Annotated in this window: 12 protein-coding genes and 2 tRNA genes; 3 read left to right on the top strand and 11 right to left on the bottom strand. The window is 48.4% G+C overall.

Going from position 1 to position 12212, the window contains the following annotated elements:
* Window positions 1–4: 4 nt before the first annotated feature.
* Window positions 5–502, bottom strand: coding sequence for a COG2426 family protein (locus SOI44_RS05285; protein ID WP_331348181.1), 498 nt, complete (start codon window positions 500–502; stop codon window positions 5–7).
* Window positions 503–646: 144 nt separating this feature from the next.
* Here SOI44_RS05285 and SOI44_RS05280 point away from each other — a divergent pair.
* A tRNA-Ile gene (locus SOI44_RS05280) sits at window positions 647–720 on the top strand.
* A gap of 11 nt (window positions 721–731) precedes the next feature.
* A tRNA-Ala gene (locus SOI44_RS05275) sits at window positions 732–804 on the top strand.
* 95 nt (window positions 805–899) lie between these two features.
* Here SOI44_RS05275 and SOI44_RS05270 read toward each other — a convergent pair.
* Window positions 900–1391: a hypothetical protein gene (locus SOI44_RS05270; protein ID WP_331348180.1), complete on the bottom strand. Its 492-nt coding sequence runs from the start codon at window positions 1389–1391 to the stop codon at window positions 900–902.
* 103 nt (window positions 1392–1494) lie between these two features.
* On the opposite strand from SOI44_RS05270, the gene SOI44_RS05265 reads away from it, so the two are divergent.
* Window positions 1495–2463: a P1 family peptidase gene (locus SOI44_RS05265; protein ID WP_331348179.1), complete on the top strand. Its 969-nt coding sequence runs from the start codon at window positions 1495–1497 to the stop codon at window positions 2461–2463.
* Between the two features lie 55 nt (window positions 2464–2518).
* Here the strand turns inward: SOI44_RS05265 and SOI44_RS05260 are convergent, their stop codons facing one another.
* The 9 genes from SOI44_RS05260 to SOI44_RS05220 form a co-directional block, all read right to left on the bottom strand.
* Window positions 2519–3886 carry an MATE family efflux transporter gene (locus SOI44_RS05260; protein ID WP_331348178.1) on the bottom strand — a complete coding sequence of 456 codons (1368 nt, stop codon included), beginning with the start codon at window positions 3884–3886 and terminating at the stop codon, window positions 2519–2521.
* Between the two features lie 141 nt (window positions 3887–4027).
* Window positions 4028–6451 (bottom strand): ABC transporter permease, encoded by a 2424-nt coding sequence (locus tag SOI44_RS05255; protein ID WP_331348212.1) that lies wholly within the window; start codon window positions 6449–6451, stop codon window positions 4028–4030.
* A 5-nt stretch (window positions 6452–6456) separates the two neighbouring features.
* Entirely contained in the window at window positions 6457–7170 is a 714-nt protein-coding gene (locus SOI44_RS05250; protein WP_331348177.1) for an ABC transporter ATP-binding protein, read from the bottom strand.
* Window positions 7171–7230: 60 nt separating this feature from the next.
* Window positions 7231–7683, bottom strand: a complete 453-nt coding sequence (locus SOI44_RS05245; RefSeq protein ID WP_331348176.1) for a threonine/serine exporter family protein — start codon at window positions 7681–7683, stop codon at window positions 7231–7233.
* A gap of 1 nt (window position 7684) precedes the next feature.
* Complete coding sequence (locus tag SOI44_RS05240; RefSeq protein WP_331348175.1) at window positions 7685–8449, bottom strand: threonine/serine exporter family protein; 765 nt, start codon at window positions 8447–8449, stop codon at window positions 7685–7687.
* 72 nt (window positions 8450–8521) lie between these two features.
* On the bottom strand, window positions 8522–9325 hold the full coding sequence (locus tag SOI44_RS05235; RefSeq protein WP_331348174.1) for a ChbG/HpnK family deacetylase: 804 nt from the start codon (window positions 9323–9325) through the stop codon (window positions 8522–8524).
* 115 nt (window positions 9326–9440) lie between these two features.
* Window positions 9441–9842 (bottom strand): 30S ribosomal protein S9, encoded by a 402-nt coding sequence (gene rpsI, locus SOI44_RS05230; RefSeq protein ID WP_331348173.1) that lies wholly within the window; start codon window positions 9840–9842, stop codon window positions 9441–9443.
* Window positions 9843–9856: 14 nt separating this feature from the next.
* Window positions 9857–10291 carry a 50S ribosomal protein L13 gene (gene rplM / locus SOI44_RS05225; RefSeq protein ID WP_331348172.1) on the bottom strand — a complete coding sequence of 145 codons (435 nt, stop codon included), beginning with the start codon at window positions 10289–10291 and terminating at the stop codon, window positions 9857–9859.
* 209 nt (window positions 10292–10500) lie between these two features.
* Window positions 10501–11991, bottom strand: coding sequence for a glycoside hydrolase family 1 protein (locus SOI44_RS05220; RefSeq protein ID WP_331348171.1), 1491 nt, complete (start codon window positions 11989–11991; stop codon window positions 10501–10503).
* Between the last annotated feature and the right edge of the window lie 221 nt (window positions 11992–12212).

Here is a 12212-nt window from a genome sequence, read left to right as displayed (position 1 = left end):
CCGTTCAGTGTAAGAACGAACCAATCACGCCATACGATACAAGCGACATAATCACAGCTGCCAGGAAGACACCAAGCAGGATGGAAATACTTGCCTTCTTCAGGTCCATATCAAAGACAGATGCCACCAGAGAACCTGTCCAGGCGCCTGTGCCAGGCAGCGGAATACCAACAAACAGCATCAGTCCCCAGAAACCATACTTATCAATCTTTGGCTTGTTTTTAGCAGCCTTGGCTTCCAGCCATTCCACGAATTTACCCATGTGATGATCTGCCATGAAATGAAGAAGTTTTTTCAAAAGCAATAAGATAAACGGAATTGGCAGAATATTGCCGGCAACACAGAAAATCAAAGCTTTCCAGAGCGGAATGTTCAGCAGTCTGGCAACGATCAGACCCCCGCGCTCTTCAACAAGCGGAAACATTGAAACGATAAAGACTGACCACTCAGCCGAAATATGCTGTCCAATCGTGGACATGAACCAGTTAATGAAGCTGTTCATACATCCTCCTGAATGCGACTACTCTACCACATCCGCCATACGTGCTCAACCAGAGCTGATATACACCCTGGTAAAATTTGCGGAAAAATATTGTTGACATAAAAAGTTAGAATTGGTATTATAGACAAGCATTCGATGAGATATGGGCCTGTAGCTCAGGTGGTTAGAGCGCACCCCTGATAAGGGTGAGGTCGTTGGTTCAAGTCCATTCAGGCCCACTTCATCGTATGGGGTTATAGCTCAGCTGGGAGAGCACCTGCTTTGCAAGCAGGGGGTCAGGAGTTCGATCCTCCTTAGCTCCACTGATTACGGATGAGAAATCATCCGTTTTTTTCTCTGTTTCTTAAAAGGATGGGCGCTGCTATTCAGCGCCCATCCTTTGTTCTTATCCTTTTGCTTATTTCTGAGGAATCAGGGAAGCATTCATGCCCTGAAAGCGCGGCCTGCGTGCCTTGCTCAATCTGAACAAGCCGCTTACGGTAATACTGAGCTCCGGCAGTCTGCCCGGATAGCGCTCCGTATCATTCTTACGCATATATGCTCTGCCCTGCACAAGCACACGGTCACCAGCCTCAAACTCATATGCCTCATCAGCACGCCAGTCCTTGGCCGTAAAACTGATCACATCCACAGAGCCCTCGTCATCATGAACATGATAGTAATCACGGCTCTGTGTCTCTTTCAGCAGTGTCATGATCTTGCGGTCCTGGTTATGCAGTGTAATCCTGCCAAATGCCATCTTCTCATCCTTTTCCGGCCCCAGGTCTGAACGCAGATGCACAGCACCATCTTCCTCAATCGTTCCAATCGCCGTCACATAGTAGCAGATCACATTGTGATCATGATCCCGAATCGTTTCAAATGCAAAATAATCTCTAGGTCCCATCATTGTCAAATTTCTTCCCAAACTTGGATGTATTCTGTAAACATAGGCTTTATACCACATTTTTCTGTGACGTGCTACCATGAATTTGGAAAAGCGGAGGTTTCCCATGTCAACAATTCTGAAATCTATTCCTGTTACTGCCATTGACGGCTTCACCATCGGGCAGTGTGAAAATACCAATACGACAACGGGTGTTACCGTCATTCTCACTGGTGAAAAAGGTGCTGTCTGCGGTGTTGATGTCCGCGGCGGCGGTCCTGCCAGCCGGGAAAATGCCCTGCTCAATCCTCTTGCCGCAAACGATGCCGTTCATGCCGTTGTTCTCTCCGGCGGATCTGCCTTCGGTTTGGAAAGCAGCTGCGGTGTTATGCGCTGGCTGAAGGAAAGAAGCATCGGCTTTCAAACTGCATACGGGCCAGTCCCGATTGTTGTCAGTTCCTGCATCTTTGATCTTGGCATTGGTGATGCCAATGCCTGGCCGGATGCACAGATGGGCTATCAGGCCTGTCAGAGTGCCCCGAACTTCCTTGAAGGCAATCATGGTGCCGGCATGGGTGCAACGGTAGGCAAAGCCAATGGCATGGAACATGCTATGAAAGCAGGTATTGGCGCAGCAGCATTTCAGCTGAATGATCTGCAGGTAGGCGCCATTGCCGTCGTCAACGCCTTTGGCGATATCTATGATCCTGATACCGGCAGAAAGCTGGCAGGACTGCGGGATGATGATGGCACAATGACACCAAGCTGTGAAGAGGCACTGTACCAGATGGCACCGCAGCTGGCCCATACCAACACAACCATCGCTGCGATATTAACCAATGGCATCTTCAACAAGACAGAGCTCACCAAAATTGCCGGGATGGGCCATGACGGCTATGCCCGTGCCATCAATCCCGTGCATACCATGTTTGACGGTGACTCTCTGTATGCCCTGAGCCACCCTGCTGTTAAAGCAGACATCAATGTGGCAGGCACACTGGCCGCAAGAGCAGTCGCAAAAGCCATTGATGCCGCTGTTCTGCATACTCAGGCAGCTTTTGGACTGCCCTGTGCCAAAGACATGCTTGCAAAGTAAAAAAACAGGTTTTGAAGAAAGTCTGGCGTAAATCCAGTCTTCTTCATGACCTGTTTTATTTTACGGCATCCATAAGCTTTTCTCTCTGGCGGACAGAGCGTTTCAGCCAGCCTCCCTGGAAGTAATACAGGAAGAACATGGCCGAAGTCGCGATCCAGCTGATTGGATAGCATACAAGCGTATCAAACAGACGGGTGGCAGGGAAAAACAGGATCCACAGGATTCTGAATGCTCCAACACCAATTGCAGTCATGACCATAGGAACAACAGAATCACCGCATGCACGCATAGACGAGGAAAGAATCTCGACGCCACAGAATGTCACCCAGAACGGGCACATGTACCACAGCATCTGCATACCAATATTGATGACACCCTCATCTGGTGTAAACAGACGGTAAATCCAGCGGCCCAGCAGCAGGCATCCTAAAGAAATTGCACTGGCCCCGATGACATACATGAGCAATCCTTTATGAATGCCCTTCTTCACACGGGTAATATTGCCCGCCCCGAAGTTCTGGCCGCAGAATGTCAGCACTGCCTGTCCAAGTGCTGCCGAGGAATTCCAGAACAGGGCATCAATCTTGCCAAAAGCAGTAAATGCAGCGACGGTATCTGTACCATAGCTGTTGACACTGGACTGAATAAACAGGTTGGCGATGGAATACAGGCAGGACTGAATGCCCACCGGGAAACCGATGATAACAACGCTCTTGAGCACATTCCAGTCAACGGACAGATCGCGTATCTTAAATGCATAAATATCATCGGTTCTGGCCAGCACCCACAGTGTCAAAGCACAGGAAACAACTTCTGAAAGTACCGTTGCGATGGCAGCCCCAGCTACTGACCAGTGGAAGCCTACGACAAACAGAATATCCAGTACGATATTGGTAATACAGGATGCCGCCAGAAAATATAATGGGCGTTTGGAATCACCGACAGCACGCAGAATGCCGGCACCGTTGTTATAAATCAAAGACGGCACCATCCCGGTCAGATACAGGCGCATATAGGTCAGTGAGTAGCTGTAAATAGAATCCGGCACTTTCAGCAGATGCAGAATGGAAGGTGCTAGCAGAATACCGCCAACCGTAAAAATAATGCCAAGGATCAAGGACAGATACATAGAGCTGTCAACGGCCTTATGCACGCCTTCCTGCTGGCGGCTGCCATAGTACTGGGCAATGACGACGGTCGCACCTGAGCTTAATCCTACGACAAAGCCGACCAGCAGATTGATCACCGTACCAGTGGATCCGCCTACAGCGCCAAGGGCTTCCTTGCCGACAAAATTGCCAACAACAATGGCATCCACCGTGTTATAAAGCTGCTGAAACAAGGAGCCAAACATGATCGGAAAGAAAAAGAACAGGATCTGCTTCCCGATACTTCCCTCCAGCATATCATTCTTAGCATGCATGCTTATACCCTCCCTTCATTTTGATTTCATCATGAAAACAATGGCATCATGATACCACGATCCCGGTATCAGTAAAGCCGCTCAGCCTGAAAACAGCCTGTTTACAAGATGATATACCATTCAGACAAATATCGATGCATTTTATTCCACAGCCTTCAGTGATTCGGCCATGTTAATACGCCGGATAGATCTGCGCATCAGCAGATTTACAATCAATGTAAAGAGCAGTGTGATGACAAAGGAAAGTACATAGGACAGTGCTGTCACATGAACATCAAAGCACATGGTATTCACGACAATACGGGCCATGACTGCTCTTTCAAACAGGGTTCCTGCCGGCATGCCAAGCAGCCCTGCCAGAACAGAAAGAATGATGTTTTCACGCAGAACGTAGCTGTATGTCTCGCGCGGATAGAAGCCAAGCACTTCCACCGTGGCAATTTCACGGCTGCGCTCAGCAATATTGATACTTGTGAGATTGTAGATCACAACAAATGCCAGTGCACCAGAGATGATGACAATCATGGCAATGATGTAGTGCAGACAGGAAAGCGCGCGGTCTACGCTGCTGCGGGTCTCTGTAAGCCGCACCAGTCCTGTTACACCGGAAAGATCTGTCAGACGTGTGGCAAAATCATCTGAGACATCACTGCATTTCAACAGGTATGTATCCGCCTGCCATGAGGCATCGGTAAAGGAGGCATGATTATTCATGATGACGAAATTGCTGATATAGCAGTCAAAGATGCCGCTGACCTTCACGCGCATCTGGTTGTGGTCACTGTCTTCCATCACCATCTCATCACCCACTGACAGTTTCAGCTTGCGGGCAATACCTGTGCTGATGACTGCTTCACCATCCTTTGGAAAGGCAATCTGTTCACTGCCATAATGCAGATGCCAGTAATCTGAAAACGCATCGGTATCCGCAAACTGATACAGCGTTACACCATTGAGCTGCGTGTCCTGACCAACTGTCACACCAGTGGAACTGCCTTCCAGCATGCCGTCAATCTCCGTGCTCTTTTCAAGCTCACTTTCCACCTGGTCATGCACATCCGTTTTGAATGAAAGGGCCATATCATACGTCTGGACCTGGTCAAACTGCAAATCAGCGATATCCACCATGGAATCCTTGACGCCAAATCCTGTCACAAGCAGGCCGGTACAGCAGGCAATGCCGATCACAAACATCACCAGACGCTGGGGATAGCGGAAGGCATTGCGCAGACTGGTCTTCTGCAGAAAGGACAGATGTTTCCAGATGGAAAAACGTTCCAGGAAGATTCTTTTGCCATGGCGGGCAGGCAGCGGCCGCATCAGAGCAGCCGGCACACTGTCCAGTTCATGATGGCAGCTGTACCATGTACACAAAATCATGCCCAGCATCGTTACTGTCAGTGTCAACAAAGCAAGCTTCCATGAAAACAGATACGGCATGGATGCAAAGTGATAGCTGACCTGATAGGCTTTCCAGAAAATCTGCGGTAAAGCCCATGTACCGCCAAAGAAGCCAATGATCCATCCAAGCAGGGCAGCACTGCCGGCATACAGCAGATATTTGGCCGTAATTGCGCCCTCAGAAAAGCCAAGAGCCTTCAATGTGCCGATCATGCCGCGTTCTTCTTCAACCATGCGTGTCATGGTAGTGATACATACAAGCATGGCAATCAAGACAAAGAACAGCGGGAACAGACTGGCAAGACCGCCGACAATTGACGTGTCATTTTCAAAGCTCACATAGCCGGCATTGTCTTTCCGGGTCAGTACATATGTCTTTGGCGCCGTAATACCAGCAGCTTCGCCTGTCCATTCCGTCAGAAAATGGTCATTTAGCAATGTATGATAGCGCTCCTCTGATATTTCACTGGTTTTCTGTTCCACATCATCCTGATATGTATCAAGCAGGCTGTCATAGGCCTTGCTGTAAATCTCTGCCTGGTTGGATAAAGTCAGATCCACCTCCGTATAGTCATCTGATACAAACACGGCATCCTGCACATAGAGAAACGCCTTGATGGTACCGCTGCCAATGGAAGCAGTGCCGCGGTCATTGCCAATATACAGCGGCGATGTGCACAGCCCGGTAATCGTATACGTTTCTCTTTTCAAATCACTGCTGTCCACGGTGATGGTTTTACCAATATCATCTTTGGTAAAGAAATTATCATCCCCAAGACATTCAGAAGTATTCCCCGGCAGCTTCCCTGCGGTCAGCTTTGGCACATTGATCTTTGCAGGCATGGCAATGACGGTATAGACATCACTGCTGCCATCAAACGTTCCCATGGCATTCAGGCTCTTCTGTCCCTCTGCCTCTTTGATCCCATCAATGCCGGCCAGCTTCTCTACTTCATCATCCCCAAAGCCAAGCGTAGAATACAAGCGGAAATCATACAGATTCTGCAAAGACAGATAGTTCTGACCAACTGAAGTCATGGCATCTGTTGTAATACGCAGGCCTGAGAAAAAGCCAACCCCAAGCATCACAATCAGCACAAGAGCAAGCCAGCGTCCCTTGAAGCTGGCAATCGAGCGTCTGGTTAACTTTCCAATCCCTTTCATCTTCTTCACCAGACTATCTCATCCACACTTTGAATATGGCCATTCTTACAATCATCCAGAATCTTTCCACTCTGGATATGGATGATACGGTCAGCCATCGGGGCAATTGCCTGATTATGGGTAATGATAACAACCGTTGTATGCCGCTGCCGGCTCAGTTCATACAGCATCTTTAATACGGCCTTGCCAGTCACAAAGTCCAGGGCACCGGTTGGCTCATCACATAGCAGCAAAGATGGATTTTTTGCCAAGGCGCGGGCAATGGCCGTACGCTGCTGCTCACCGCCGGAAAGCTGGGAAGGAAAATTATTCATTCTGTCCTGCAGTCCCACCATTTCAAGAGCCTTCTCAGCCGGAATCGGAGCATCACAAAGCTGGGCAGCAATTTCTACGTTCTCCAGGGCGGTCAGATTGGGAATCAGGTTGTAAAACTGGAAAACAAAGCCAACATCATGGCGCCGGTATGCCGTCATTTCCTTCTTATTGAAAGCACTGATTTCCCTGTCTTTCAGATAAATATGTCCGGATGTCAGAGTATCCATGCCGCCAAGCATATTGAGCAGCGTTGTTTTGCCAGCACCAGATGAGCCCAGGATCACGCAGAATTCTCCCTGATCAATTGTAAAACTCACTCCATCCAGTGCATGCACGGCGGCACTGCCGCTGCCATAGATTTTTACTGCATTCTCAAAACGGATATACCCTGATGCATCGCTCATTTGTGTAACCTCTGCTAAAGGTATTTTAACTGAAAACCAATAAAACAAAACAGCCAGTTATCAACCAGCTGTCCGATGAGAATGAGAAATATGGGAACTCATGTATATGATGGTCCAGACAACACTCATACCAAGCGCTATGGCAATGGCAAATTCCATCATCAGGAAAAACTGTGTCTGACAGTCTGCCATGCGATTCTGCACGGCTGCCAGCATGCCATAGTACAGATAGGAGCCCGGAATCAGTGGAATCGCGGATGGAATCACAAACAGGGTTGCCGGAGCATGCAGCAGTCTTGCCAGAAGCTCTGCATACGCTGCTGCAAAGGCAGATGCCAGCAGACATGGCGAAAAGATGGTGCCGGTGAGATGGTGCAGAAGCAGGTAAATACTCCAGGTAAACAGGCCGCCAAGGCTTGCTGGCAGCAGTAACCGCCCACGCACCCGGAACATGATGGAAAAGCCAAGGGAACCAAAGAAGGCCGTGGCAAGCTGAATGATAATTGTCTGCATCTTACAGCCTCCCGGCAGCCATGATCGCTGTCATAAAGCCAGCCGCAATGACGGCTGCTCTTACCATGCTTTCCGTTAAGCGGAGTGTACCGCTGATCGTATCGCCAACCAGAATATCACGGATGGAATTTGTCATCGGAATACCCGGGATCAATAACATGATGTCCCCGATCATAATCATATCCGCATGCAGAGACGGCGCCAGCCTGGCAGTCAGACAGACACAGAATCCGGTAAGGAAACTTGTCAGCAGGTTGAACGACACGGCATTGGGGCAGATGGGATCCAGAAACTGCACCAGAAAGGCTACAAGCAGTCCCATCAGGCCGGAGGCAATGCCATCCGCAAATGTACCGCCAAAGAAGATGGCAAAGGCCATTGCACCAAGCATACTGCCAAAGTACATCCAGAAGACGTTTTCTTTCTGATTGCGGATTGCTTCAATTTTCTGATGCAGCTGTGCACACGAACATGGTTTTCTGCAGAAGGCACGGCTCAGCTGATTCAATTGCTCCAGCCGGCGGAAATGATTGGAGGCACTTGTCAGTACACGTTTTGTCTGCGTATAGACATGTCCATCTGAATCTTCCATCGTTACAACAATACTGCTGGTGATGACAAAGACGTTCATCCTGGCAGCACCAGATGCCATTCCCATGCGGGCAATCGTATCCTCTACCCGTTTTACTTCACCACCGCTGTCCAGCATCAGCTCACCAATATCCAGCAATGCCTGCAGCAGGTTATTGCGCTCTGTCTCTTCCATCACTCACACAATCTTTCGCAAGCCATTGTATCAGAACACAAAGGCAAGAGAAATGAAAAGCAGCTGTCATTTTCAATGCAGATCATCATACGTAATCAGCTCCACATGATTGGTCTCAATCCAGTCTTTCAGCTGCAAAGACATCATCATGGCAGCGTCTTTACACCGGGCCAGAGACAATGTCGTCAAGCCAAGCAGTTCATCATCAATGTAGCCAGGATGACAGGCAATTGTGATGTATTCAGCAGAAAGAAATTCCTCTGCATATTTCAGATTGTCCTGCAGCGGTGTTCGGGCAAGCTGTTCCTCAGGATCAAAAATCTTTCCTTTCAAAGAAACTGACCTGCTTTGAAATGTCTCCTTTGATACAAAGCCATACTGTTTCTGCATATCCAGAGAAAATGGAACGCCTGTTTCTTTGGACAGATCACGAATGACCTGCATATAGTTTTCATGCATCAGAGAATGGGCATGCAGATAGCCTGGCTTTCTGCCAGTCAAAGCCAGAAAGCGCTCATACTGCGCCTTCATTTCCCGATAACATTCTTCATATGGAAACATCTCTTTTCCGCCTTGTTCACTCTGATAACGTTGATCCTTTACCCGCACACCAGAGCGGATAAAAGCGCCATTTTCATCCACCAGATGCGGGATCAAAGACGGATCCAGGACCGGTCTGCCAGAGACAATATTGAAGTCAATGCCAAAGCATACCTGCGGACGGTCTGCCATGAAGCTCACGGCAAATTCAGTTGAGGGCATATTGGTAAACAGGCCTGTATTGCGCAATACACCATGATCAATCGAATCTACAATTCCTAATGTCACACCTCTTGTAAAGCCAAAATCATCTCCCTGTGTCAGCAGTTTCGTCATATCACGCATCACCTTCCTGCAATTGCTCTTTGTGTGATACAGATCATAACAGACAAAGCCGCAGACACAAAAAAACCTGAAGAATTCTCTCCAGGTTTTCCAAGCCAAATTGTGATTAACGCTTGCTGAACTGCGGTGCACGGCGGGCAGCTTTGAGACCGTACTTCTTACGTTCCTTCATACGGGAATCACGTGTGAGGAATCCAGCCTTCTTCAGTACAGGTCTGTAATCTGCACTGGCTTCCAGCAGAGCACGGGAGATGCCATGACGCATAGCACCAGCCTGGCCGGCATAACCGCCGCCATAAACGTTGATCTTGATGTCAAACTGACCCTTTGTTTCAGTCAGTACAAGCGGAGCATTTACCTCCATACGCAGAGTAGCCTGCGGGAGATACTCTTCCAGAGTGCGTCCATTAACTGTGATCACACCTGTACCCGGAGTCATAAAGACACGGGCAACGGACTGCTTGCGGCGTCCTGTTCCGATGTAAGTAACCTTCTTCTTACCTGCCATTGTCCTTATCCTCCTTACTTAATCTTCAGCTCAACAGGCTTCTGAGCTGTATGAGGATGTTCAGCACCCTCATAAACGAATACATGCTTGCGCATCTGATCACCAAGCTTGTTGTGCGGCAGCATACCAGTGATAGCCTTTGTGACCCACTCAACTGTATACTGTTCACGCATCACCTTTGTGCTTCTGACACGCAGACCATTCGGATACTGGGAATGAGAGAAGTAGAACTTCTTGAAATCCTGATCACCAGTGATACGAACCTTATCTGCATTAATGACGATCACATAATCGCCACAGTCAACATTCGGTGTGTAAATCGGCTTGTTCTTGCCCTTTAATACTGTTGCGACCTGAGAAGCAAGACGTCCCAGGACACAGTCAGTGGCGTCTACAACATACCACTGACGCTTGACTTCGTTTGGCTTAGCCATCGTTGTCTGACGCATAATTCATCCTCCATATGTAGTTTCCGGGGCTACATTTGGCATGAGATGCCGACTGTTATTTTAAGTCCTGCCATGCACCAAGTCAACCTTTATTTATCGGCACTTTACGCATCTTTTGCAAAGGTAAATTCCACTGGGAAAGTGTCCTGTATCTGCGGCAGATAAAAAGCCCTGGTCTCCCAGAGCTTTGTTCGCTTCAGATCAATTGATCAATCCAGATCGGCACCGTTGGTTGCAATGACCTTCTTGTACCAGTAGAAGGAATCCTTGCGGCTGCGGTTCAGTGTACCCTTGCCTTCATCATCCATGTCGACATAGATGAAGCCGTATCTCTTTCTCATCTCACCTGTACCTGCAGAAACGACATCAATGCAGCCCCAGGTTGTGTAGCCAAGCAGATCAACACCATTTTCAATAGCCTTGTCCATTGCCTGAATATGCATGCGCAGGTAGTCGATACGATACTGGTCATGAATACTGCCATCCGGCTCAACCTTGTCGTAGGCACCAAGACCATTTTCCACAACCATCAGCGGAATGCGGTAGCGGTCATAGATCTTCTCAAGGAAGTATTCCAGTCCGGTTGGATCCAGTGACCATCCCCAGTCAGAGTACTGCAGATATGGATTCTTTGCACCGCTGGAGAAATTGCCGCCGACCTTCTCTTCAACCTTATGGGTTGTCACAACACCGGAATTGTAATAGCTGAATGTGTACATATCGACAGTGCCTGCTTCCAGCTCTGCCAGATCCTGTTCTGTGATATCCAGGTGCACATCATGCAATGCCCAGAGTCTTCTGGCAAATGGAGAATAATAGCCAAAGACATGAACATCGCCGCAGTAGTATGTTGCATTCTCCCAGTTATGTTCATTGGCAAGAACATCGGCAGGATCACATGTGCCAGGATAAGAGCAGGATGTAGAAAGCATGCAGCCGATCATATTATCCGGATCAATGGCATGTCCGATCTGGACTGCCTTGGCACTTGCTACAAGCTGATAGTGCAGCTGCTGATATGCTTCCTGATAAGCCGCATCTTCCTGTGCCTTATCCATATGCAGCATTTCCTTCTTCATCGGGATAAAAGCACATGTATTATTTATCTCATTGAAAGTCAGCCAGTAATGGACAAGTCCCTTGTATTCCGTGAAGCAGGTTGTCGCAAAGCGGACATAGAAATCAATCAGCTGACGGTTGTTCCAACCGCCATAGTTCTGCTCCAGATACAAAGGTGTATCGAAGTGCCAGATTGTAACAAGAGGCTCGATATTGTATTTGCGCAGTTCCTCAAATACCTTACGATAGTGTTCAATGCCGGCAGGATTCGGGTTCTTTTCATCACCATGTGGATACAGCCTGCTCCAGGAAATGGACATTCTGTATACTTTGAATCCCATCTCTGCAAATAAGGCAATATCTTCCTTATAGCGGTCATACTCATCCACAGCATTATGATTCGGATAATGAACACCATCCAGCACAGCATAATGTGCGCCTTCCGGCAGATGGGCAAACTGATTCATCTTGCCAGGCTTGCCATCTTTGTCAATGTACGTAATGTAGCGTGGTTCCTTATAGGAGCCGCCTGTAGTCACATCCGTCTTCGCCGGGCCTCTGCCATCTTTGTCCCATGCGCCTTCTACCTGGTTGGCTGCCGTAGCACCGCCCCAGAGAAAACCATCTTGAAAATGAGCCATACATTTCCTCCTTTAAGATACTTAAATGATAACGTATTCATCATGAAAGATGGTGTCAAAATGCTGAATAACATCTGAATATGAGTAGCAGTCATGCTGAAGGGAGGGCGAAAAAAAAGTGACTCTCAGGATGAGAATCACTCTTGCTAACCTGGCAGCGCGCTCTTTTTGCCGTAAGGCTATCTTCGCCGCGGAAGTGCTTAACTTCTGTGTTCGGGATG

Source organism: Lactimicrobium sp. (assembly GCF_036453465.1).
In the GTDB taxonomy this organism is placed as follows: domain Bacteria; phylum Bacillota_I; class Bacilli_A; order Erysipelotrichales; family Erysipelotrichaceae; genus Bulleidia.
This window is presented reverse-complemented; position numbering and strand designations above follow the sequence as displayed.